This is a genomic window from Sphingomonas cavernae (assembly GCF_003590775.1).
Classification (GTDB): domain Bacteria; phylum Pseudomonadota; class Alphaproteobacteria; order Sphingomonadales; family Sphingomonadaceae; genus Sphingobium_A; species Sphingobium_A cavernae.
In genome coordinates, this window is record NZ_QYUM01000003.1 from 28,512 (window position 1) to 53,472 (window position 24,961).

18 protein-coding genes are annotated in these 24,961 nt (G+C 64.7%); 14 read left to right on the top strand and 4 right to left on the bottom strand.

Features of this window, described 5'->3' with window-relative positions:
- Nucleotides 1-4: 4 nt before the first annotated feature.
- The 9 genes from D3876_RS07870 (at nt 5) to D3876_RS07910 (ending at nt 7,973) form a co-directional block, all read left to right on the top strand.
- The gene (locus tag D3876_RS07870) at nt 5-763 is read left to right on the top strand and encodes a DUF969 domain-containing protein (protein ID WP_119761201.1); all 759 of its coding nucleotides are present in this window, start codon (nt 5-7) and stop codon (nt 761-763) included.
- The gene (locus D3876_RS07875) at nt 760-1,710 is read left to right on the top strand and encodes a DUF979 domain-containing protein (RefSeq protein ID WP_119761203.1); all 951 of its coding nucleotides are present in this window, start codon (nt 760-762) and stop codon (nt 1,708-1,710) included. The genes D3876_RS07870 and D3876_RS07875 overlap by 4 nt, the downstream gene beginning before the upstream one ends.
- On the top strand, nt 1,710-2,714 hold the full coding sequence (locus tag D3876_RS07880) for a DUF2891 domain-containing protein (RefSeq protein WP_119761205.1): 1,005 nt from the start codon (nt 1,710-1,712) through the stop codon (nt 2,712-2,714). The genes D3876_RS07875 and D3876_RS07880 overlap by 1 nt, the downstream gene beginning before the upstream one ends.
- A complete protein-coding gene (gene maiA / locus D3876_RS07885) occupies nt 2,711-3,346 on the top strand; it encodes a maleylacetoacetate isomerase (RefSeq protein ID WP_119761207.1) in 636 nt (211 codons plus the stop codon). Before D3876_RS07880 ends, maiA begins: the two co-directional genes overlap by 4 nt.
- A gap of 10 nt (nt 3,347-3,356) precedes the next feature.
- Nucleotides 3,357-5,408: a TonB-dependent receptor gene (locus tag D3876_RS07890; protein WP_119761209.1), complete on the top strand. Its 2,052-nt coding sequence runs from the start codon at nt 3,357-3,359 to the stop codon at nt 5,406-5,408.
- Between the two features lie 16 nt (nt 5,409-5,424).
- On the top strand, nt 5,425-5,820 hold the full coding sequence (locus D3876_RS07895; RefSeq protein ID WP_119763594.1) for a winged helix-turn-helix domain-containing protein: 396 nt from the start codon (nt 5,425-5,427) through the stop codon (nt 5,818-5,820).
- Nucleotides 5,821-5,888: 68 nt separating this feature from the next.
- Nucleotides 5,889-6,662 carry a molybdate ABC transporter substrate-binding protein gene (modA, locus tag D3876_RS07900; RefSeq protein ID WP_119761211.1) on the top strand — a complete coding sequence of 258 codons (774 nt, stop codon included), beginning with the start codon at nt 5,889-5,891 and terminating at the stop codon, nt 6,660-6,662.
- A gap of 2 nt (nt 6,663-6,664) precedes the next feature.
- Nucleotides 6,665-7,360: a molybdate ABC transporter permease subunit gene (modB, locus tag D3876_RS07905; RefSeq protein ID WP_119761213.1), complete on the top strand. Its 696-nt coding sequence runs from the start codon at nt 6,665-6,667 to the stop codon at nt 7,358-7,360.
- A complete protein-coding gene (locus D3876_RS07910; protein ID WP_119763596.1) occupies nt 7,350-7,973 on the top strand; it encodes a molybdenum ABC transporter ATP-binding protein in 624 nt (207 codons plus the stop codon). Before modB ends, D3876_RS07910 begins: the two co-directional genes overlap by 11 nt.
- Before the next feature lie 9 nt (nt 7,974-7,982).
- On the opposite strand, the gene D3876_RS07915 is transcribed toward D3876_RS07910, so the two are convergent.
- The 4 genes from D3876_RS07915 to D3876_RS07935 all read right to left on the bottom strand — a co-directional run bounded on the left by D3876_RS07915 (nt 7,983) and on the right by D3876_RS07935 (nt 12,792).
- On the bottom strand, nt 7,983-9,554 hold the full coding sequence (locus D3876_RS07915; protein WP_182911928.1) for a glycosyl hydrolase family 18 protein: 1,572 nt from the start codon (nt 9,552-9,554) through the stop codon (nt 7,983-7,985).
- 159 nt (nt 9,555-9,713) lie between these two features.
- Complete coding sequence (locus D3876_RS07920) at nt 9,714-10,592, bottom strand: LytR/AlgR family response regulator transcription factor (protein WP_182911929.1); 879 nt, start codon at nt 10,590-10,592, stop codon at nt 9,714-9,716.
- Nucleotides 10,592-11,701 (bottom strand): sensor histidine kinase, encoded by a 1,110-nt coding sequence (locus tag D3876_RS07925; RefSeq protein ID WP_182911930.1) that lies wholly within the window; start codon nt 11,699-11,701, stop codon nt 10,592-10,594. The genes D3876_RS07920 and D3876_RS07925 overlap by 1 nt, the downstream gene beginning before the upstream one ends.
- 434 nt (nt 11,702-12,135) lie before the next feature.
- A complete protein-coding gene (locus D3876_RS07935) occupies nt 12,136-12,792 on the bottom strand; it encodes a TetR/AcrR family transcriptional regulator (RefSeq protein ID WP_182911931.1) in 657 nt (218 codons plus the stop codon).
- Nucleotides 12,793-13,136: 344 nt separating this feature from the next.
- Between D3876_RS07935 and D3876_RS07940 the strand changes: the two genes are divergently transcribed.
- From D3876_RS07940 to D3876_RS07960, 5 genes are all read left to right on the top strand, one after another.
- Nucleotides 13,137-14,081: a sensor histidine kinase gene (locus tag D3876_RS07940; RefSeq protein WP_147417612.1), complete on the top strand. Its 945-nt coding sequence runs from the start codon at nt 13,137-13,139 to the stop codon at nt 14,079-14,081.
- Complete coding sequence (locus D3876_RS07945; protein WP_119761226.1) at nt 14,078-14,878, top strand: LytR/AlgR family response regulator transcription factor; 801 nt, start codon at nt 14,078-14,080, stop codon at nt 14,876-14,878. Before D3876_RS07940 ends, D3876_RS07945 begins: the two co-directional genes overlap by 4 nt.
- A gap of 130 nt (nt 14,879-15,008) precedes the next feature.
- Nucleotides 15,009-15,815: a CsgG/HfaB family protein gene (locus tag D3876_RS07950; protein ID WP_420801946.1), complete on the top strand. Its 807-nt coding sequence runs from the start codon at nt 15,009-15,011 to the stop codon at nt 15,813-15,815.
- 42 nt (nt 15,816-15,857) lie between these two features.
- A complete protein-coding gene (locus D3876_RS07955) occupies nt 15,858-17,099 on the top strand; it encodes a nucleotide disphospho-sugar-binding domain-containing protein (protein WP_119761230.1) in 1,242 nt (413 codons plus the stop codon).
- Nucleotides 17,100-17,235: 136 nt separating this feature from the next.
- Nucleotides 17,236-24,912, top strand: coding sequence for an autotransporter outer membrane beta-barrel domain-containing protein (locus tag D3876_RS07960; protein ID WP_119761232.1), 7,677 nt, complete (start codon nt 17,236-17,238; stop codon nt 24,910-24,912).
- Nucleotides 24,913-24,961 lie beyond the last annotated feature (49 nt).

Sequence of the window (24,961 nt, forward strand, 5' to 3'; positions counted from 1 at the left end):
GTTGATGCACTACCTCCCGCTGATCGGCATCGCGATCGTCGTCATCGGCTTCGTGCTCCGCTTCAATCCGCTGCTCGTCGTCACGGTCGCGGCGCTCGCGACGGGATTGGCGGCGGGGTTCGACCTGGTTGCGGTCGTCGCCGCGCTGGGCAAGGCATTCAACGACAACCGCTATGTGAGCATGATCTGGATCGTGCTGCCGGTGATCGGTCTGCTTGAACGCCACGGCCTGCAGCAGCGTGCGCGGACGCTGATTGCCGGGTTGAAAAATGCGACCGCGGGGCGACTGCTGCTCGGCTATCTTGTCATCCGCCAGATCACAGCGGCTCTCGGCCTGACTTCTGTGGCCGGCCATGCGCAGACCGTGCGCCCGCTCGTCGCGCCGATGGCCGAGGCTGCGGCAGAGCAGCAGATTGGCGATCTCGATCAGGTGACGCGCGAGAAGGTGAAGAGCTACGCCGCCGCTACCGACAATGTGGGATTGTTCTTCGGCGAAGACATTTTCATCGCGATCGCCTCGATCCTGCTGATCAAGGGCACCTTCGAGACCTACGGCATCGAACTTGCGCCGCTTCAGCTTTCGGTGTGGGCGATCCCAACTGCGATCATCGCCTTCCTGATCCATGGTACGCGGCTGTTGCTGCTGGACAGAAAGCTACGAGTGTCATCGTCCGGTTGTGTCGAGCGAAGTCGAGACACGTCCGCGCCGATATCAACGTCCCTCGACTTCGCTCGGGACGAGCGGCGAGGGAGCGGCGAATGATCACGCTCGACTGGCTCTATGCGCTCGGCGGCACGATGTTCGCGGCTTTCGCCCTGTTGAGCGCGCGCGACGCGAGCAACCCGAAGCGGCTTGGCAACGCGGCCTTCTGGGGATTGCTCGCGCTCAGCTTCTTCGCCGGAAACCGGCTGGGAGATCTCGGCAACGGGGTGCTCGTGCTGTGTCTCGTCGGTTTGGCGGGGTTCGGCCGGCTGGGGCGCGGGGATCCGCATACGACGACGATCGCCGAGCGCGAGGCGCTTTCGTCACGGCTGGGCAATCGTCTGTTCCTGCCCGCGCTCATCATCCCGGTGACTGCGCTGCTGGGAACGCTCGCCTATAACTACACGCCCTTCGGAGCCTCAGGCATCTTCGATCCAAAATGGGTGACGCTGATCCTGCTGGGCGTGGGCGCGCTTGCGGCGCTGGCCGTTGCGATGACGTGGCTGCGCCCTCCCGCGCTCGCCCCGCTCGAGGAAGGCCGCAGGCTGATGGACTCGGTCGGCTGGGCCGCGGTGCTGCCGCAGATGCTCGCGGCGCTGGGCGCGGTCTTCGCGCTTGCTGGAGTGGGCGACATCATCGGCGAGCTCGCCGGGCAGGTGATCCCCGAGGGCAACCGTTTTGCGGCGGTCGCGATCTACGCGCTCGGCATGGCGCTGTTCACGATGATCATGGGCAATGCCTTTGCCGCCTTCCCGGTGATGGCGGCGGCGATCGGCGTGCCGCTGCTTGTCCAGGATTTTGGCGGCAACCCCGCGGTGATCGGGGCAGTGGGCATGCTCGCGGGCTTTTGCGGCACGCTGATGACGCCGATGGCCGCCAATTTCAACATCGTGCCTGCCGCGCTTCTCGAACTGAGCGACCGCAACGGCGTGATCAAGGCGCAGATCGGCACGGCGCTCCCGCTGCTGGTCTGCAATCTTCTTCTCATCTACTTCCTGGCATTCTGATGACGCAAAAGCTCACCCCCGAAATGGCGGCACATTTTGCCGCGCTCGCGCTTGGCCATGTCCGCCGCGAATATCCGCACAAGCTCGATCACGTCATGGACGGGCCCGAGGACGTGTTGGGGCCGCGTGCGCTCCACCCGATCTTTTATGGCAGCTTCGACTGGCATAGCTGCGTCCATGGGTACTGGATGCTGCTGACCATCCGCCGGCTATTTCCCAAGCTGCCCGTTGCCACCGAGATCCGCGCGCTCGCCGATGAGATGCTCGTGCCGCACAAGGTCGCCGGTGAAATCGCCTATCTCGACCGTGCCTATACCGGTGGTTTCGAGCGTCCTTATGGCTGGGCATGGCTGCTCGCGCTGCATGTCGAGGCGTCGCGCCACGAGGATGCCGAATGGGCCGAGGCACTCGAACCGCTAGCGCGCGCGTTCGCCGATCGCTTTCACGGCTTTCTGCCGCGGCTGACCTATCCGATACGTACCGGCACGCATTTCAACACCGCCTTCGCGCTGGTGCTCGCGCTTGGCTGGGCGGAGCGAAACGATGGAGCGCTTGCGGATCTGATCCGGTCTCGCGCCGCCGACTATTATGGTTCTGACAAAGCGTGTCCAGGCTGGGAGCCGGGCGGCGACGATTTCCTGTCCTCGGCGCTGATCGAGGCGCTGGCGATGAAGCGGGTGCTCCCCGGTGACGCGTTCGCCCGATGGTTCGCGGCCTTCCTTCCCGGTTTGGGCTCCGCCGAGCCGAAGAGCCTGTTCACGCCTGCCTCGGTGTCCGATCGCAGCGACGCGAAGATCGCGCATCTCGACGGCTTCAATCTCAGCCGCGCCTGGTGCTGGCGCGAGGTTGCGGACGCTCTCGACGGGCCCGGTGCGGCGCTTGCGCGCGAGGCTGCGGACGTGCATCTGGCCGCAAGTCTGCTGCACGTCGCGGGCGACTATATGGGCGAGCACTGGCTGGCGAGCTTTGCGTTGCTGGCGCTCACCGCGGGAGAGAGTGGATGACCGTTCGCCTGTTCGATTATTACCGATCCTCGGCCAGCTATCGCGTCCGCATCGCGCTCAACCTGAAGGGCATCGCCTATGAGCGGCACGATGTGAGCCTGCTCGCGGGCGAACAGCGCAGTGCGGAGAATATCGCGCGCAACCCGCAGGGCTTTGTTCCCACGCTCGAAGTCGACGGCCGATTCGTCCCGCAGTCTCTGGCGATCATCGACTACCTGGACGCGCGCTATCCCGAGCCGCCGCTGCTTCCGCGCGATCCCGTCGAGCGCGCGCAGGCGCTGGCGCAGGCTCTGGTGATCGCGGCCGATACGCATCCGCTCAATAATCTGCGGATCCTGCAATATCTGAAGAACGAGCTGGGGCTGGACGAAGGTGCGCGCTCGGCATGGATCCGCCGCTGGATCGGAGAAGGCTTTGCCGCGCTGGAGGCGTCTGCACGGTCCGGTGCGCGCTTTCTGGGTGGCGATCAGCCCGGGCTTGCGGATATCTGCCTCGTCCCGCAGATGTACAATGCGCGGCGCTTCGACATGCCGCTCGACGATTATCCGGCGCTGGTCCGCATCGATGCCGCCTGCGCGGAGATCGATGCCTTTGCGCAGGCACATCCTGATCGCTTCGCACCCGCTGCCTGAGTAACCCATCATGCGTATCACCCTTTCTGCGTTGCTGCTCTTTGCGCCTGCCATCGCCCATGCGGAGGGCGAGATCGTCGTGACCGGGCACGGGCTCGACGAGGCCGCTGGCGACGCCGCCTATGATATCGTGACGATCGGGCGCGACCGGCTGACGACCAGCGCGAGCGACCGGCTCGAGGATGTGTTGCGCGACGTCGCGGGGCTTCAGCAGTTCCGGCGATCGGACGCGCGTTCGGCCAATCCGACGAGCCAGGGCGTCACGCTGCGCGGGCTTGGCGGCAATGCCTCCAGCCGCGCGCTCGTGATCCTCGACGGCGTGCCGCAGACCGATCCGTTCGGCGGCTGGATCAGTTGGCCGGCCTTCGCGCCCGAGCGGCTCGAACAGGTGCGCGTGACGCGCGGCGGCGGCAGCGGCGTGGCGGGCCCCGGCGCACTCGCGGGCACGATCGAGCTGACCAGCGCGGGACCGGACAGGCTGGCGCCCTACAGTCTTGCGGCGGCCTATGGCAGCCGCGATGCGGTGCAGGCCGACGCCGCGTTGGCGGCGCAGCTTGGGCAGGGCTTCGTCACGCTGAGCGCCGACTATGCGCGTGGCGACGGCTTCATTCCGATCGTCAGCGAAAGCCGCGGAAGTGCCGATCGGCCCGCGCCTTATGAGCAGGCAAGCGTCGCTGCGCGCGCGGTAGTGCCCGTTTCAGCCCAGACCGAGCTGCAGGCCAATATGCTGGTCTTCACCGATCGTCGCGAACGCGGCTTCGCGTTCAGCGACAATGGCAGCGACGGCGCCGATGCCAGCCTGCGCCTTGTCGGTCGCGGCGACTGGGGCTGGTCGGCGCTTGGCTATGTCCAGCTCCGCGAGTTCCGCAGCAGCTTTGCCAGCATCAACGCTGACCGTTCGGCGGCGACGCAGACCTCGGACCAGTATAACGTGCCCTCGACCGGGCTCGGCGCGCGCGTCGAAGTGCGGCCGCCGCTTGGCGAGACGGTCGAGTTGCGGCTGGGCGGCGACTGGCGGCGCGCCGACGGAGTCACACGCGAGTTCTTTCAATATGTCGCGGGCAAGCCGACGCGCGGGCGCGAGGCGGGCGGGCGGACTGACACGCTTGGCGCCTTTGCCGAGGTGTCGGCGGACCTTTTGGACGCGCTGACGCTGACGGGCGGCGCGCGGATCGACCATTGGTGGATCGCCGACGGCTTTTTGCGCGAACGCCAGCTCAGCGGCGCGCCGATCACCGACACGCGCTTTGACGATCGACAGGGCTGGGAACCGACCGCGCGCGCGGGACTTGCGTTCAATCCGGCAACCACTGTGACGCTCCGAACCGCGGCCTATCTCGGCTGGCGATTGCCCACGCTCAACGAACTTTACCGCCCCTTCCGTGTGGGCGCAGACGCCACCGCGGCCAATGCCGATCTGGCGCCCGAGCACGTGTCGGGTGTCGAGGCTGGTATCGACTGGCGGCCGACGGCCAATGCGCGGCTCAGCGCAACCCTGTTTTCCAACCGGCTCGAGGATGCGATCGCCAATGTGACAATCGCGCGCGGGCCGGGCGTATTTCCCGGTGTCGGCTTCGTTTCGGCGGCGGGCTTCTATCGCCAGCGCCAGAATCTGGAAGCGGTCAAGGCGCGGGGCGTTGAACTGGATGCCGCGTTCTCGATCGCCGACTTCCGGCTGGCAGCGTCCTATGCCTATACCGACAGCAAGGTGAACGCCGCGGGGATCGCGCTGTCGCTCGACGGGCTTCGCCCCGCGCAGACGCCCGAGCATATGGCGTCGGCTACGCTGGGCTGGCAGCGGTCGGATGATGCGGGTGCCTCGCTCACACTGCGCTATGTTTCGGATCAGTTCGAGGACGACCAGAATCAACTGAAGCTCGATGACGCCTTCACCGTCGATGCGCGGCTGACCTGGCCGGTAGCGAACGGGCTGCTGATCGAGGCGCGCGGCGAGAATCTCGCCAATACGCGTGTGGAGGCGGCGCGCAGCCAGAGCGGCGTGATCGAGCGCGCGACGCCCCGAACGCTGTGGATCGGCCTGCGTTATGCGGGCGGCAGTTGAAGCGGAGCACATCGCCATGACCGGAGCAGCGTCAACGGGTGGCACATCGCTCAAGATCAAGGCGCAGGTCATGCTGGCCGACGAGATTGCGATGGGACCGGGCAAGGCGGCGCTGCTCGAGGCAATCGCGAGCGAAGGCTCGATTTCGGCGGCGGGGCGTGCGCTTGGCATGAGCTATCGGCGGACATGGTTGCTCGTTGACACCATGAACCGCTGTTGGCGCTTGCCGCTGGTAGAGACGGCCGCGGGCGGTCGCCACGGCGGCGGTGCGCGGCTGACCGACACCGGTGCGCTTGTCCTCGCGCATTACCGGTCGATCGAGGCGCGGCTTGCCAAGACAAGGGACGGGCCGGACTGGGCCGCATTGCATGATCTGCTGCGGGAGCGTCCGGAGCCTCCGCGCAAGGGTTGAGACGAACCCACTGGCATGAGTCACGCAGCGCTGTATATGATCGCGCATAACGCAAAACGGAGACCGGAATGCGCAACCCGCTGACAAAGCTTCTTCTCCTGTGGCTGATAACATTGTGCGCTCTGGTCACGCCCGCGAGTGCGCAACAGCGTGGGCCACTGGTGCTGGCGGCGGCAAGCTTGCAGGAGTCGCTGACCGCTGCCGCCGATGCGTGGACCACCAAAGGTCATGCGCGCCCCGTGCTTTCCTTTGCGGCGTCCTCGGCGCTCGCACGGCAGGTCGAGGCCGGAGCGCCCGCTGACATCTTCGTTTCCGCAGACGAGCCCTGGATGGATGCGCTGGCGCAAAATGGCCTGATCCGCAGCGGCACGCGCGTTTCCTTCCTTGCCAACCGGCTCGCGCTGATTGCGCCGGCGTCGAGCCGCGTGACGCTTCCCATCCGGCGCGACTTCCCCATTGCAGCGGCACTGGGCGATGGCCGGCTGGCGATGGCCGATCCCGACGCTGTGCCTGCGGGGCGCTATGGCAAGGCGGCGCTTGCGTCGCTCGGCGTCTGGCCGTCGGTCGCGCAAAAGGTCGCGCGCGCCGAGAATGCTCGGGCGGCGCTCGCGCTCGTCGAACGCGGCGAGGCGCCGCTGGGCATCGTCTACGCCACTGACGCGCGCGCGTCGCGCCGCGTAAGGCTGGTCGGCCTGTTTCCACCTACGACCCACCCGCCGATCACCTATCCCGTTGCCACGCTCGCCGCCTCTCGCAACCCCGAGGCGGAAGCGTTCCGTCGCTTCCTGATTTCGCGCGAGGGCAAGGCGATCTTCGCACGCTTCGGGTTCCAGGCGCGCTGATCATGCTGTCGGCGGAGGAAGTCGGGATCATCATGCTGTCGCTCAAGGTAAGTATCGTCGCGGTCGCGGCGATCCTCCCGCTGTCGTTCGGGATCGCATGGCTGCTCGCGCGCAAGCGTTTTCCCGGACGCGTGCTGCTTGATGCGCTGGTGCACCTTCCGCTCGTCGTCCCGCCGGTGGTGACGGGCTGGCTGCTGCTGCTCGCCTTTGGACGCAACGGCCCCGTCGGCGCATGGCTCGAAAGCTGGTTCGGCGCGACAGTGATGTTCCGCTGGACGGGCGCTGCGATTGCCGCGGCGGTGATGGCGCTACCGCTCACGGTGCGCGCGATGCGTCTTTCGATCGAGGCGGTCGATCGCCGGCTGGAAAGCGCGGCGCGGACGCTGGGCGCAACGCCATTTCACGTCTTCCGGACGATCACGCTGCCGCTTGCGGTGCCTGGCATCGTCGCGGGCGCGGTGTTGGGCTTTGCGCGTTCGATCGGCGAGTTCGGTGCGACGATCACCTTCGTTTCCAACATTCCCGGAGAGACGCGAACGCTTCCGCTGGCCATCTATGGCGCGCTGCAGGTGCCGGGCGCCGAGGCGATGGTGACGCGGCTGTCGATCATCTCGGTGATCCTGTCGCTGGGCGCGTTGATCGTTTCCGAACTGCTCGCGCGGCGGGCGGGGCATGGGCGGGGCGGCCATGTCCTTTGACCTCGACATCTCGGTTGCGCTTGGCGGTACGCGCATTGCCACGACCTTCAGTGCAGGTCCGGGGTTGACCGCATTGTTCGGGCCGTCGGGCGCGGGCAAGACGACGATCCTTAACATGGCGGCGGGGCTGGTGCGGCCTGACAGCGGCCGCATCGCGATCGCGGGCGAAACGCTGTTCGACACCGCTGCAGATATCGACCGCCCGCCCGAAGCGCGACGCGCGGGCTATGTTTTTCAGGACGGACGGCTCTTCCCGCACCGCCGCGTGCGCGCCAATCTGCTCTACGGCGAAGCGTTGGCTGATCCCGCGCAGCGCTGGATCACGCTGGACGAGGTGACCGACTTCCTCGGCATCGCGCATCTGCTCGATCGCTGGCCGCGTACGCTTTCCGGCGGTGAGGCGCAGCGCGTCGCGATCGGGCGCGCGCTGCTCTCGGCGCCGCGTTTCCTGCTGATGGACGAGCCGCTGTCCTCGCTCGACGCCGCGCGGCGCGAGGAGATCATGCTGGTGATCGAGCGCGTCCGCGACACGCTCGGCCTGCCGATCCTCTATGTCAGCCACGACCGTGCCGAGGTGGAGCGACTGGCGACGACGATCATTGCGATCGGCTGAGCGCCCGCATCAGCGCCGCTGGGGCAGGAAGGATTGCTTTACCGCCGCAAGCAGCGGATTGGTCCGCGACTGCGCCAGATAGCCATAGTTGAGCGTCCACAGGATCGTGCCGCCGACGCCCGTCTCCCGCACCCAGTTTCCCTTTGCCGCGATTGAGCGCTCATCCTCATAGGACAGGAAGCCTGCGCGCGGTGAGGCTGGGTCGATCGCGGGAACATATCCGCCCCCGCCATAGCTGCGATAACCGACTCTGGCGGCGTCGTCCCAGTGATAGGTCCCGTTGCGATCGTCGAGATAGCCCTTGCGGACCAGCTCGGCATAGCGCAGCGCCACGTCATCGGTCACGAATATGCCGTTGGTCGCGGTACTCTGGCGCGGTCCCGTAATCGTCGGACCGTAGAATATGCCGTAGAAGCCAATGCCGATACCAAGCTTCCAGCGCGGTACGCCCGTCGCGACATAGGCGTTGATGCTGGTGTTGAGGTCATAGGGCGTCGTTCCCGTCGCGCCCAGGATCGGTCCGCTGAACCAGGAATCCCAGCCCGCACCGTTGAACGCGGTGCCTATGCCGTAGCTCATCAGATTATACTGATCGACCATGTTGGCGACGTCGGCCTGCCATTGTTCGACCCTGCCGCCGGGCTCGAGGAAGTTGATGCTCACCGCATAGCCGGGAAAGGTGATGATGACCGGGCGGTTCGCGCCGCTGTAGCGCGGGCGCGAATTGGCTTCGGTGCGGACGTCAGCGATCAGCGCCATCAGCCGCCTGCGAGCCTCGGCCGCGCTGACGCCGAGACCGGCATTGCCTTCAAGCTCGTTTTCCCAATCGATATCGACGCCGTCATAATCATGCGCGACGAGGTAATCGACGATCGTGCGAACGAAGGTCGGGCGCATCGCGTCGGTGGTTGAGCGGAGGAAACCGATGCCATCGGGGCCGTCACCGCCGAGCATGAGCAGCGCCCTGGTGTTGGCGGCGTGGGCGCGCTGGATCAGATAATCCTCCACGCTGCGCGTTCCGTCGGGCGAAAGGCCCGCGTCATGCGCGGTGCCCGCGCCTTTCTCCAACGTTCCGGGGGTGCCGCCGAGAGACCCGCCGCCGGGGGCGACGCGACCGAAAACGAAATGCGTCATCGCAGTCATGTCGACCTCTTGCGGGGGATACATCACGTCCCAGAACCATCCCGCATAATAGCCGGTGACCCATGGCGTCGCCGCGTTTGCCGCGGTGACGCGGACGGTCGCGGTTGCAGTGCGGCCCGGATCGGCGACGCTGGCCGCGATCACATGAAAGATGCCCGCGGCGGCGGGGGCGGTGTAGAGCCCGGCGGCGCTGACCGTGCCGCCTGCCGCGCCTTCCTGCACGCGCCAAGTGCATTGCGTGTTGGCGTTGCCCGTAACGGTGCATGAAAATTGCTGGATGGCCGCGGGCGCAATCGCGATGTCCGCGGGCGCAACCGACACCTGCACGACAGGCGGCGGCGGCGGCGGCGGGGCATCTCCTCCCTGATCACCCGAACCGCCGCCGCACGCCGCTAGCAAGGCTGCTACCGCCAGCAGGATTGCGCCGCGTCGATTCATGTGTTCCCCCGTCAGCCGTGCCGCGCCGCCCATCTTGCGACGCGTCGTCCAACCGCTGGCGGTTTCGCGCCACGCGCGGGAGCCATGACGCGACCAATGAGCGAGTTGTCGCGACGAAGATTGGTAAGCGTGATGTTCACGCTTTTTGGCGCTGGGAGTTCAGTTGAGCGCCGAATTGTCCGTTAAACGATCGTGCGCCCCGGCAGCATCGGGTAAATCGGGCAGGCCGCGGGAATCGTGCTGCGCATCGTGTCGGTGCCGCAGCAGCGCACGCATCACCTTGGTATAGGTACGGCCCACGCGAATTTCGGCACCCGATGCGAGGCGCGCGCGGAAATGCCCATATCCTTCGAGCCGGACCGCAACGACGCAGTCCTTGCGCACCAGCGCAGATCGGCGGACGCGGATAAAGGCATCGGGATCGAGCCGTTCCTGGAACCCGCCGATGGTTTCGCGCAGCATATAGGACTGGCCACAAGCATGGACATGAACATAGTCGCGATCAGCCTCGACCCATTCTATGTCCCTGACCAGTACGCGCACGAATTCCCCGCGACGCTGCGCCCATATCTCGCTTTCATAACGTTGTGGCGCGGAGGCTTCGTCGGCCTGCGCGCGCAACGCCGCGACGACCGCCTGCAGTTCCTGGGCGCGCTGGCGGGCGTCGACGGCAGCGATCCGCTGGCGAGCCTTGTCGAGCGCCGCTTGAAGCCGGTCGAATTCGACGGGCTTGAGGATATAATCCACGGCGCTCACCTCGAAGGCGCGCGGCGCAAAGGCGTTGAACGCAGTCACGAAGATGACCAGCGGCATATTGCGGTCGTCGAGCGCCTCGATCACCTCGAATCCACCCATTCCGGCCATCTTGATGTCGAGAAGCATGACGTCGGGTCGATGCGCCGCGATCTGTTCCAGCGCCTGGCGGCCGCTGCGCGCAGTGCCGACCATCTGGATGCCGCGCATCTGGCCGAGCGCGATCTCCAGTCTTCTCAGCGCCAGCGGTTCGTCGTCCACCGCGAGAACGCGCAGGTCTGCCATCATGCGAACTCCAGCGGCATTGTCAGCCGCACGGTGAAGCCCGAGGGGGCCATCGTCGTATCGACCTGCGCGCGCTCTCCGAACCGGCTGGCCAGCCGTTCGCGGACATTGGGCAGGCCGATCCCCGCGCCACTGCCGTCCACCGCATTGCCCGGCCCATTGTCGCGGACCTCGACGACCAGAAGATCGCCTTCGGCGCGCGCACCGATCTTGATGAGCATGGTTTCACCGGGTTCGCGCACTCCGTGCTTCAGCGCATTCTCGATCAGCGGCTGAAGGATGAGGCCGGGCAGTCTCGCTTCGTCCAGTGTTGGCGGCATGTCGATCTCCACGGCAAGGCAATCGGCAAAACGGATCTGCTCGATGTCGAGATACAGCTTCTGCAACGCGATCTCGTCGGCGAGGCGCACATCCTTGAGCGGATCGGCAGTGAGCGTCGTGCGGAAGAAGCTGGCGAGTGCGAGAACCATTTGCTCGGCATCGCGTTCGCGATGCTCGAGGATCAGCGCGGAGATCGAGTTGAGCGTGTTGTAGAGGAAATGCGGATTGACCTGAAAACGCAACGCCCTGACATGCGCTTCGTTCGCCTGCGCCTGAAGCACCGCCAGACGGCGCTCGCGATCGCCAACCTCGGTATTGTGGGAAAGGGCGAGCACAGTGACCGTCCACACGCCGATTGGCGCGATCCAGAAGATGCCGCCGCGCACCAACCCGGGCAAGGTGACGGGAGGGCCGCCATTGGCTGCGACCGTCGTCCGGACGATCACGGAAAAGATGAACGCGCCTGCGATCATGACGAGAACGGCGACGACAAGCTGTTGCCAGAAGATCCTGCGCTTCACCGCTTTAACCACGAGGTAGATCGCATAGCAGAGCAGCGCGCCGGACGAGCAAACAACGAGTTCCACCGGACTGACGAAATAAGCCGCTAGGCCCAGCAGCCATTCCTTGGCCTCGGTCGCGCCGTCCGGACGCACCAGATTGCCATAGGTGTAATAGATGATCTGGAAGCCGACCCAATAGGCGGCAATCAGCGCGAGCACGGTCTTTTGCTCGGCCGTTCCGCCAAGTGACACATATGGCTTGGGGTGGTTTCTGCCAGTTTCCATCGACATTTCCCACCTGTCATCCAGTGGCCGGACTGTCGATATGCATTCGTCGTTCAATTTGACCGTTCGTCGTGTGGCGGGCGCGTTCACAGCGCGCATTGGACCGAGCGTCGCGTACCCCATTTCCATGTCTGGCGGCCCCGCTAGCATTGCAGCGCGGTACGGCCGTGCGTCTGTTGGACGTGGTCGGTCGCAGAGTTGAGAGCGGTCGCGTATCGATTTCTACCGCTCGGGGGGGCGGCATTTGTCGCCTGATACTGGAGGAGCGCCTCGGCGCTCCTCTTTTTTTGTGTATCCTTCAACATGGCGTCGAGGGCCAAAAACGGCTTCGGCCCCCGGCCATAGGCCGGGGGCCTCAGCGACCCGAAGCACTGTGGAACCAAAGGGTGATACCAAAGTGCTTCAGAGAACCGGCACTGACGTCGTGGGGTTGTTCAGGCGGCCATCGCGTCTGGGTGGTGATGCTGCATCAGGAAGGCGCGGACGATTGCATCGGGTTCGCTGCGCGCGCCGGTATCGGCCGAATTGAAGATGCTGGTCGAGGTGGCGGCCGCTTGCAGCGTCCACAGAAGCTGAAACGCCGCGCTGCGGGAATTGCCGTTGAACGAGCCCGCCGCCTGCGCTTCGTCGAGGAACGCGATCAGCGCGTCGCTGAGCGGCCGTTGGATTGCCGTATCGTAGGCATTGGCGATCCAGCTACTCGCATGGCGGTCGCGTATTGCTGAAAGCATGAGGTCGAGATGACGATCATCGGCGAACAGCCGCGATGCCTGCGTGGCGAAACGCGAAAGCGCCAGCGTCATCGGCAGCCGCGAGGTGATCGCGTTGGGTACGAGCGGCTCGAGTCCCGCGATCAAGGACTTGCGCGACACCTCGAAAAGCTCCGTAACGCTTGCGAAATGATTGTAGATCGTCCGGCGGGTATAGCCGGCCTCCTGCGCGACAAGCTCCATGCTAAGACCATCGAGGCTGCGTTCACGCAGCAACCGGCGCGCGACGTCAAGGATCACCGCGCGGCCGCATCCGCGACGACGACGAACCGACTGCGGCTTATGAAGGCCCGGCGACACGCTGACTGCTTGTACGAGCATCACTCGCATTTCCCTCCCGGTTGACACGCATACTGACGCGTATCGAGCCAGATCGCCGGATTGACCGGGTTGCGGGAGAGGGTTCGCGATCGACCAACTGCACGCCGCGTCGAACGCGCGAATGGCGCGACCAACTGCAGAAATAGGCTGACGAATGGCAGTCGACAGTTTCGCGCTTTGATGGGACATTACGGCGCGAACTCAAAAAGGAAGGTACGTTGCCGTTGCGTGTCGGGGAATCCACGACAGACGAACACAGAGCGTTTGCGCTTTCGATACTGATATTCTGGACCGTTCACTATTTTGTCCTGACGGCGCTCGCCAAGCTTTCGGGCGCAACGGCCATGTTCGACCTTTCGCTGCGCCGCATTCCCCTCACGATGCTGGCAATGCTCTTGTGCTACGCCATCTATCGCTATCTGCGGCGAAGGCGCGGCGGTTCCTTCTGGCGACTGGCCGTGATGGCGGGTGGATTGGCGCTGGCGGCGGCTGCGATCTACGGTCTGGTGACGACGATCGTTTTTGCCTTCATCGCCCCAATTCGTAATTTCGGCCCTTATCAGTGGCGCATGTTCCTCGAGGACAGTTTCATCTGGCTCTATTCCTTCTTTTCCTGGGCCGCGATCCATCTGGCGATGGTCTACAGCTTCGAGGTGAGCGATCGCGAAAGGCGATTGGTGAAGGTAGAGGCGCTGGCGCATCAGGCGCAGGTTCATGCGCTGCGCTACCAGATCAATCCGCATTTTCTGTTCAACACGCTCAACTCGATTTCGTCGATGATCTGGGACCGCGAGCTCAAAGGCGCAGAGGCCATGCTCGTCAGCCTTTCTGCCTTTCTTCGGACAACGCTTGAGATCGATCCATCCGAGGATGTCACGCTGTCGCAGGAGATTGCGCTGCAGCAGCTTTATCTCGAGATCGAGCAGATCCGCTTTTTTGAGCGGCTCAAGGTCGAAATCGACATTCCCTCCGAACTGGCAGATGCCCGCGTGCCAAGCCTGATCCTTCAGCCGCTGGTCGAGAATGCGATCAAATATGCAGTCGCCCCCTCGAAAGGCGTGACGCGGCTGCGCATCGCCGCGAACCGCAGCGACGACAGCCTGATGCTTCATATCGAGGATGATGGCTCGGTCACGCAGGTGGCGGGCGGTACGGGCGTTGGTCTGCGCAACGTCCGCCAGCGACTCGCCGCGCGCTTTGGCGAACGCTGGTCGCTCGACGCGGGGCCGGCGATACGCCAGGGCTATCGCGTCACGCTTGGCATGCCGCTGCAATACGCCGCCACATGAAATTGCGGATACTCATAGTCGACGACGAGCTGCTCGCCCGCCGCCGGTTGACCACGATGCTGCGCGACATCGTCGATGTCGAGATCGTCGGCGAGGCGGCCGATGGTGACGTCGCACTCGATCTGGTGCGCGAAAAGGCGCCCGACGTCGTGCTGCTCGACATCAAGATGCCGGGACGCAATGGCTTCGACCTGCTGCCGCTGCTTGAGGGCCCCGACATTCCCGTCATCATCTTCGTGACGGCATTCAACCATTATGCGGTCAGGGCGTTCGAGGTGTCTGCGGTCGACTATCTGCTGAAACCGGTCGCATTCGATCGCATGCGCGAGGCGCTCGAGCGCGCGCGGGCGACGTTGCGCTCGCGCGACGCGCAAAGCCGGATCGCGGAAATGGCGGAGGTCCTCTCGGCGTTGCGCGACAATCCGGGCATTGAGCCGCAGGGCGCGGTGCTCGAGCGCGAATTCTGGGTGCAGCGTCGCGGCGAATATGTCCGCGTACCGATCGCCCAGATCGAGTGGGTTGGCGCCGAGCGCGACTATGTACGCCTGCATGCCGGCAATGACGCCTATCTCATGCGTGAAACGATGAACCGGATCGAGGAACGCCTGGATCCGGCCACTTTCATCCGCGTGCACCGATCCGCACTGGTTCGTCGTCAGATCATCACCGCCATTCGCCAGGCGGGCTATGGCGCGCTCAAGGTCGTGCTAAGCAACGGGACCGAAGTGTCTGTCGGGCGAACTTATGCACCGGGTATTCGCGACCTGCTCAACAGAAAATCGTCTATAGATTGCTAAGTGTTATGAAGACTAATCGCGAATATCATAATAATAATTCATAAATTTACACATGCACGTAAATACAAATCATTTCGTGAATCGAAGAATTGTAAATAATAAGCCCCGAAATTTATAGCGGGGTTGTTATATGAAACGAATGGTTGCCAGGAACCGTTTCCGATCGGGTGTTATCTTCATCGCAACGACGGTTTTTGCGCTGGGACTCCCAGCCAATCCCGCCGTCGCCCAGTCAAAGGCGCGCAAGGCGCAGGTGAAGAAGACCGCGGAGATCCCGGTCTGCGCCAGGAAGCTCGGGACGATTGCAATCGTCGAGCCGGACGCGCCGCAATGGGGCCAGTACGGCCTGTCATCGCCTGAAGCGATCATCAAGCTGTTTGCCGCGAAATCGGGCTGCTTCGGCATCGTCGACCGCAACAAGGGGCTTTCGATCGCACAGGCCGAACGCGATCTCGCGCGAGATGGCGAATTGCAGCGCGGCTCGAATCTCGGCAAGGCGCAGATCAAGGCGGCCGACTATTTCATCGTGCCCGATATTGTGACGCAGAACGGCAATTCCGGCGGCGGCGGGCTGGGGGGCGGTCTCGGCAGCCTCGGTGGCCTGCTCGGCGGCAAGGCGGGCATGATTGGGGGGCTGCTTGGCTCCGTCAACATCAAGAAGAAAGAGGCCAACGTCACGCTGGCGCTGGTCAATGCGCGCACCACCGAGCAGGAGCGCGTGGTCGAGGGCTTCGCCAAGAAGACCGATATCGGCTTTGGCGGCGGCACGGGCTATTTCGACGGCTTTGGCGGCGGCTTTGGCGGCAGCAGCTATGCGAACACCGAGCTGGGCCAGGTTGTCACGCTCGCCTATCTTGATGCGTTCACCAATCTTGTCCGCCAGCTTGGCGGGCTGCCTGAAAACGCCGCTGCGGCCGCGCCTGTCGCCAAGGATTGAGCGAAGGCGTCTCCATCGGCGCGGGCGCCGGGGAAGAAAGTGATGGCGCGCATCCTCGCGACGTGGGAGCTCGGCCTGGGCTATGGGCATGTCGCGAACATCGCGCCCGTGGCATCGGCGCTGGCCGGACGCGGCCACGCCACATTTTTCGCCGCGCGCGATCCGCTGCTGGCAGCGCGCTATCCCGACACGCCTTATAGCGGGATCGTCCAGGCGCCGATCTTCACGCAGCCCGTCGCGCGGACGGAGACCATCACCTATGCGCAGGTGATCGCCGAGGCGGGCTATGTCGATCCGCGCAGCGCGCTGGCGCTCGTCCGCGCCTGGCTCGCGCTCTTCGAGACGATCGCGCCCGACGCACTGCTGATCGAGCATGCGCCGATCTCGCTCCTCGCCGCGCATGTCGCGGGCATTCCGGCGGTACGCGTCGGGCCCAGCTTCACCGCGCCGCTTGCCGCGCATGCGGCAACGCCGTTGCTGCCGTGGGTGGAGCATGACGCGGCCGACATCGCGTTCTCCGCCGGGGTTGCCGATGGCGTCGTGCGTGAGGTCTGCAGGGCATTCGGCGCCCGCCCGCTCGACGGCCTTTCCGACCTGCTGCGCGGCGCGCCCGCGATCGCGCTCACCTGGCCCGAGCTCGACCATTTCGGCGCGCATCCGGGCGTGCGCTATCACGGGCCGCTGGCGGGATTGAAGGCGACCGCGCAACCCGAATGGCCGCAGGGTGAAGGTCCGCGCGCGCTGGTCTATGTGCGTTTCGACCGGCCCGCCGGCCGCAATCTCGCCGCGGCGCTCGGCGCGCTCGGCTGGCCTGTTATCTGGCATGCCGCACAGGCGCCACAAACACCGCTCGCGCCCAACATCCATTTTACGGCCGACCCGGTCGATATTGTCGCGGTGGCGCGGCAGGCCGATCTGTTCGTCGGACGCGGCGGGCACGGCGCGAGCTGCATGGCGCTGCGCGCGGGAATTCCGCAGCTCCATTTCCCCGACACGCTCGAATCACTGCTCGTCACGTATCGGCTGCAACAGGCAGGCGTGGCGCAGTCCCAGTCGGGGCGCGCCGACGCGACGACGATCCGCGCCTCGCTCGAGCGGCTGGCGTCCGGCGCCGGATGTCGCGCCGCTGCACGACGCCTGGGTACGCAATATGCCGGCTATGGTCCTGAAATCGCTGCCGGGGACGTCGCCGAGGAGGTGCTCGCTGCGCTCGACTTCGGGTCGCGAAGACCAGCCCGGTCGCGGGCACAGAAGCCCCCGAAACACTACGGAAATGGCGCGTAACTTCACAGAGATGTGAAGTTAAATCATTGGAAAATAAACATAAAAAATGGCACCTGCCCCGGGCTTCGGTGACGATGGATCAGGGGGTTCGCTCGTCGTCCCGCTCTTTTAGCCGCAGTTTTTTGGAGGAAGTTTCATGTTCAGTGTCGACGCCCCTGTTGCGACTGCCGCGCGCAGCGCGTTCCATCGCCGTTTCACCCGTTCGGGCCTTTTGCTCGGCGCAGCGACGGCCGCGATCGCGCTTTCCGCAGCGCCCGCGCGCGCCGAATGCGTGAGCGCGCCCGATGGCGGGGTAGTCTGCACGGGAACGACGCAGGATTATGTGTCGAGCGTCGAAGATCAGGTGACGACGGTCGCCGCGAGCGCCACAGTATCTGCGAGCGCTGCCGATGGGACGGCGTTCACCTTCAACGAAAACGGCAAGCTGGTCGTCAACGGTTCGGTACTGTCCGAGACGGGAGCCGCGATCGAGGCGGCCACGCCTGCAATGAAGATCGTTATCGGGCGCGCTGGCACGGTGTCGGGCGGTTACGGCGTTCGTGGATCGGACAGCGGGTCGCAAGTGGAAGTCGACAATTCGGGCGCTCTTGAAGGGGATACGCTGGCGATCGCGAACAACAACGGCTCGGTGCAGTTGACGAATCGCGCAGGGGCGACGGTCGCGGGCGGTGTCCACGCGCAGAGCATCGATGCCGTCAATGCCGGGACGATCGATGGCCGCTCGGGTTCGGCGCTGGCCGCAGAGGGCGTCACGCTGGTCAACAGCGGCACCGTCAGGGGCGACAGCGCGGACGGTACGATCAACGCAAGCTACGCCGAAATCAAGAATTCGGGCGTGATCGAGGCGACCGGTGCGAATCCTGCCATTCGCTCGCGCAGCGCGAACATCGTCAACAAGGCGGGCGGCACCATCCGTGCTGCAAGCGGTCCGGCGATAGTGGTGGGATACGTGCCCACGCTGGCGGCCGGCTTTGCGGCGGGCGATGACAACGTCATCGAGAATGCCGGCGCGATCGTGGGCGATGTGACCTTCCTGAACGCTACCGACGACCTGTTCTACCAGCGGATCGGCGGCACCGTGACCGGCGGCGTCAACATGGGCGACGGCGACGACGCCTTCTACTTTGAGGGCCGGGGTGATGTTGTCGCCGGCGGGGTCAGCGGCACGATCGACGGTGGCGATGGCGAAGACATTTTCGGCGTCCGCATGACCGCGACGGGCACCGTCCAGTTCGGCGCGATGCCCACGGGCTTCGAGCGCTATGGCCTCGATCTGTGCGGCTGCGACGTAACTGCGACGATTGCTGCGGCGGATTACACGAACCGCCTTTCGGTCTCCGGCGAAGGCACGGTGATCAATCTTGCGAACTTCACCGCTACCGCCGATTCGACTACCGGCGCAGCGATCACGCTCGATTCACGTTTCGAAGACGATCTTGATGGCGATTTCGGCCTGGCGTTCGTCAATCGCGGCACGATCACCCTGACGGGTACTGGTGCCTCTTCCCTGATCGACGGCTATGTCGAAAGCTTCACCAACGAAGGCGCGATTAACCTCGCGGGAAGCTATGGGGTCGGCCTCGATTTGTTCGGCGATTTCGACAATCGCGGAACGATCACCGGGAACGAGACCGGCAACGGCGTTTTGCTCGACGTGTCCGGCCAATTCAGGAATTCTGGCACCATAGATCAGACAGGAAATGGTGACGCGGTCAGGCTGAACTTTGGGGAACATCTCAATGATATCGGTGGCAGGATTATTGCGGATGACATTGCAGTGGACGTCGGCAATGGCGGTTTTCTCGTCAATCGCGGTACAATAGAATCTCGCGGAATTGGACTTAATCATGCCGTTGGCCTTGGAGCAGAGAGCACCTTTGTAAATGAAGTGGGTGGGAGCGTCGCGGTCGCTGGGGGGAAGGCGGTCGATGCTTCCGGAGCTCACATTGGTGTGAAGGTTGCCAACAAGGGGCAGATTGTGGGCGAGGTTTCGCTGGGGGCTGGTAGTGACATCGCGAACGATGTTCTCTGGCTGGCCGAAGGCAGCACCGTTCAGGGCGGCGTTTACCTCAATGACGGCGACGACAAGCTGGTCGTCGACATCAGCCGCGTCAACCGCACGGGCGACCTGAACACCAGCGGCATCGTCACCGGCACGATTGATCCGGGTGAAGGCAATGACCAACTCTGGCTCCGCGCGGGAGCCACGCAGACCGCGAACATCGTGAGCGCCCCCGTTGCGGGCTTTGAAGGCGGACTGGTCTACGAAGCCGCGGGCCAGAACACGGTGTTGACGCTCAACGGTCCGCTCAGCGCGTCGGGCGACGAGCAAACGCTCAACAGCCAGACGTTGCAGGTGGCGGGCGACGGCACGGTGTTTGTCGACGCCGACATCAGCACGGGCGGCACCGACATTTCCGCGATCGTCGTCGAAGAAGGCGGCACCGGGGAATGGTTCGAGGGGACCGACCGCCGCGTGAATCTCGTCATCAACCAGTCGGTTTCGGGTGGTTTTGCCGATTACACGGTCGACGCCTACCATGCGGGCCGCGTCGAGCTTGCCAATAATAATAATGCGGAGATCAGCATTGCCGGCGGCACCGGCCTGCGCACGGGTTTCGGCACCGACGTCCTGATCAATGATCGGGCGCGTATTCGCGTCTACACGCCAAGCGCGCAGTATAATGCGACCGCGATCGAGGCCACCGGCAGCAACATCGTCAACCGTGGCGACATCTACGAAGACCAAAACCAGTTCCCGACAGTCGACGACATCTCGACTGGTGTCAGACTGAACGGCGGCAGCTTCACCAACGAACGCATAGCCGATGTCGGCTTTGGCCTCGTCAATATGCTTGGCCATGCCATCGTGGCCTCGAGTGGCGCACGCATCGTCAATGACGGTGAGATTATCAGTCAATACGGCAATGCGATCACCGGCGGAGAGTTCTACGTCAGGAACGGTGCGCAGGGCATCATCACCGGGGCAACGAATGCCATTGTCGGCATCAGCGGCGCCGCAATTGTCGGTGATGGCGGTTCGCAAACCGTGGACAATGCGGGCAGGATCAACGGCGATGTGCTGCTGAACGAGGGTAACGATACCTATATCGCGTCGGGCGGTACGTTGAACGGCGATCTCGATCTAGGCGGCAACGACGACAATTTCCTGATGCGCGACGGCGCTGCGGCGGGCGTCACCGGCACGCTGACGGGGGGCGACGGCGCAGACGCCTATGGCCGTTCGTTCACGGCGGACGCCGCGTTCGATCTGGCGACGAACGTGATGCCCGCCGATTTCGAACTGCACGGCGTCGAGGCGCTGGGCGACGGGACCGAGGTCACGTTGACGTCCGCCGCCACGCAGACCAAGGGGCTGCGCCTGTTCGGCGACGGTACGGTGATCAACACCGCGAATATCGACTTCACCAGCGGATCCGACAATGTATATGCGGTTGAGATCACCGCAATAGAGGGCGGCCTCTCGGGACTGAGTTTCGACAACCGCGCGACGATCAACAGCAACGGGTACGGCGTGTACGCCGATTACGGCGTCGCCAGCTTTACTAATTCGGGAACGATCAACGCGACAAGGTCTGCATTCGCTGCCTATACCTATAGCGACACTGAGCGGCTCGTCTTCAACAATACGGGGACGATGACGACCAGCGAGGCGGATTGGGAAACCGTCTATATCGATGTCGAAGGGACTGGCCTGAACGGTGAGAATTTGAATTTCGCCAATGCTGGCCAGATCAATTCGACGGGCGAACAAGGCTATGCGGTATTCGTCGATTCCAGGGATGGACTGGCGCGACTTTCCAACACGGGCGCTATATCGGCGTCAGGTCGCTATGGCACGGGCGCAAACCTGCGGGTCCGTGATCGCCTCGATCTGACCAATGGCGGGACGATCCAGGCAACGGGTGCGGGAGGTTCGGCGCTGGCGATCGACTCGCGCGGCGACGGCACGCCCGTACCCCCCACTGCCGAGGAGTGCGACGACGATCTCGCGCCCGCGGTTGCGGTACAGGTCACCAATACCGGTACGATCCGCGCCAATGGCGGCGGCGTCGAGGACGGCGACAGCTATTATCTGGCCTCGGCGGTGAGCGTCGACATCTCGGGCGACAAGGGCATCGTCCGCATCGACAACAATGCGGGCGGCATCATCGAAGCGACGGGCGCGGGTTCGTCGGCGGTGATTGTCTCTGGCGACACCGAAAGCGGGTATGGCAGCGGATACGGCGTGGCAGACGTCGACCTCCGCCTGTTCGAGATGAACAATGCGGGCACGATCCGCGGCGGCGCGGACACCGTGATTCAGGGCGGGCTCTATGCCAGCGCTGGCGCGGCCAATCTGGATGGACTCAACAGTTCTGCTTCCGGAGACCGCGTGGTCGCGGGCGGCATCCAGACGATCGATACGACCGATCGCATCCGCAACCTCGCGGGCGGCCAGATCATCGGCAATGTCGATCTGGGCAAGGGCAATGACGTGTTCGAGAATTTCGGCACGCTCACCGGCGATCTGCGCATGGGCACGGGCGACGACACCTTCGTCTATGCCGCCGCCTCGACCTTCACCGGCACGGCTTATGGCAATGACGGCGTCGACACGCTGCTCGTCGATCTCTCGGGCACCGGCTCGGTCAACTTCGACCAGTTCCGCGGCTTTGAGACGTTGAGCCAGCGCGGGCAGGGCACCGTAGCGATCCGTGGCACCACCGATCAGGCGACGCTCGGCATCGCCGGCTCCAACATCAGCGTCGCGGCGGGTACGACGTTCGATGCGCAGGGCGCAACGGTTCTCCAGGGCTCGGATGCGGTCGAGACGCTTCAGGTTTCGGGCACCGTCGGCGGTGCGGTCGACATGGGTGGCGGCGCGGATGTCGTGACGCTCTCGCAGGGCGGCCTGATCGACGGCAACCTCCAGATGGGCGCGGGCAACGACCGCGTCGTGCTGGCGGGCGGCACGGTCAACGGCACGATCGACGGCGGCGACGGTTCGGACACCATCGCCTTCCAGCTCACGCAGAATTCGAGCAATCTGCCCAACGTCATCAGCTTCGAATCGCTCGACGTGACGGGCAATCATCGCCTCACGCTGGACATGAACCAGAGCTTCGACGTCATCACGCTGAATGGCGGTGCTGACCTGACGCTCAACCCCGGCGCGACCCCCGGCCACACGATCGGCCAGATCAACGGCGACGACACCGATCAGGATGTGGTGCTCAACGTGGCACTGACGGGCGGCGTAAATCTCGGCGGCGGCAACGACAGCCTGTCGATGAGCCTGGCGGGTGCGCTCTCGGGTGCGCTCGATGGCGGCGCGGGTTCGGATACGCTCAACCTTGCGCTGACGGCCGCTTCGTCGATCACCGGTGGCCTTGCCAATTTCGAGACGGTCAACGTCGCCGGCGCCTCGCCGCTGACGCTGGGCGGAACGATCGCCGCGGGGCAGACGGTCAACTTCGACGGATCGGACAACAGCCTGATCCTCGATGCGGGCGCCTCAATCCTCGGCACCGTCAATGGTGGCGCGGGTGACGATCTGCTGACGGTCAACACCGTGGCGGGCGGCACCAGCACGCTCAGTCCGCAGGTGCTGGGCTTCGAGGATCTCGTCGCCAACGGCCCGGGCACGCTCAGCATCGGAGGCGCGGCCACCTACCAGACCGTCGCGATCAATGGCGGCAATCTGTCGATCGCCGCGGGCGGTTCGCTGATCACCGGCAGCACGACCTTCGACGGCGCCAACAACATCTTGACGCTGAACGCAGGAGCGACGATCGCCGGTCCGGTCAATGGTGGTGACGGCACCGATCGCCTCGTGCTCAACCAGGCGGCGAACGAGGTGCGCCAGCTCGGCTCGCTCAACTTCACCGGCTTCGAAGAGCTCGAATCGGGCGGGGCGGGCGAACTGCGCGTGGACGCCAACGCCACGTTCGACAGCGTCGCCTTTAACGGTGGGCGGATGACCGTTGTCGGCGGGGCAACGCTCACGGCGCCGGTCACGGGCAATGACGCCGCCAACATCCTTGACGTTCGCGGTTCGATCGCGGGCAATGTCGATCTCGGCGCGGGTGATGACCGGTTGGTCGTGGCCGCACTCAATTCCGTCACCGGCACGCGGACGGGCGGCGCGGGCACCGATACGCTCGAGTTCAACACCGCGGGCACCGTCGCAGCGCCGGTTTCGTGGAACGGTACGGGCTTCGACGCCTTCGAGAATCTGACGGTCTCGGGCGGCGTGCTTTCGCTGACGGGCAACGCCAATTACCAGACCGTCTTGGTCTCCGGCGGACGCCTGATCGGTCAGGCGGGCACGACGATCAGCTCGGCCAACACCATCATCGTCGGCCAGAGCGCGACGTTCGGTTCCGCGGGAACGGTCAACGCCAATATCGACGTGCGCGGCACGCTGTCGCCGGGCGCTTCGCCGGGCACGATGACGGTCAACGGCAATGTCGCCTTCGCCACGGGCTCGAACCTGCTGCTCGAGATGACGAACGGTCCGCGCGACCTGCTCAACATCTCGGGTACGCTCAACATCGCGACGGGCACGACGATCGACATCACCGGCGCGCTGACCGCGGCGCCGGGCGGCGGGGTGGATCTGGTGGTCGCCAATGGCGGCATCACCGGTCGCTTCACGACGATCAACAAGTCGGCCAGCGTATTCGGCTTCGTCGCCCAGCGCGGAAACCGCATCCAGCTCGTCGGCGAGTTTGCCAACGATGCCGCGTTCCCGACCAACACCCAGGCCTCGATCGCCTATGCCAATGAGGTGCTGACGGCGGGGCAGAAGATCGCTGCCTTCACTGCGGCGCTGCCGACGCTGGTCGATGCGCAGGGCCGTTCCAATGGCCCGGCTTTTGCCCAGCTCACGCCCGAAGCCTATGCCTCGGCGAGCCAGGTGGCGATCGACAATGGCCTGACGCTCTCCGACTCGCTCCGCAACATGCGCTACACGACGCCATCGGGAACCGGCCTGTTCGGCTTCGCCCAAGGGCTGGCGCAGTGGAACAACATGCAGGGCGACCGCACGACGGGCGCTTCGGCATCCGACGTGAAGAGCACCGGCATTCTCGGCGGTATCGGCTACGGCTTTGGCGAGGGTAGCCAGATCGGCGGCTTCATCGGCAACATCGCGTCGGATCAGCGGCTGACCACGCTGAATGCGACCACCGACACCAACGGCTTCGTCGCCGGTGTGTTCGCGGACGCCAATGTCTCGGGTATCGGGCTCCACGCGCTCGTCGCCTATGACACCTCTGAGGCGAAGACCGCGCGCAACCTCGCGGTGGGTGCGAGCACGATCAAGACCAGCTACGACCTTGGCGGGCTCGTGGTCGACCTAGCGGCGGATTACGAGGTCGATCTGGGCGTCGGCGCACTGACCCCGCGCGTCGGGCTGACCTATGTCGAGGGCAAGCGCGACGGCGTGACCGAGACCGACAATCCCTTTGCGCTGGTTGTCGAGGGCGGCAAGAAGAACGCATGGTCTGCGGATGCGGGCCTCGCCTTCAGCCTAAACGATGTCGGCGGAATCAAGCCTTATGTGGAGCTGGGCGTCCGTCACATGCTGAGCGGCAATGACGTCACCGTCAGCGGGCGCTTCGCCGACACCAATGTCGGTGGTCCGCTCACCGTCTCCGGGGTCGAGCGCGACCGGACGGTGGGCCGCCTCGGTGCGGGCTTCGGCGCCGATCTCGCCAAGGGCGTGCGCCTCAATGTGGGGTATGCCGCGGAACTGGGTTCCAACACGCGGCACAATCTGAACGGAGGCGTCACGATCGATTTTTGATCGTGAACTGTCGATGATGAACTGGGGCCGGCGCCGCGTGCGTCTGGCC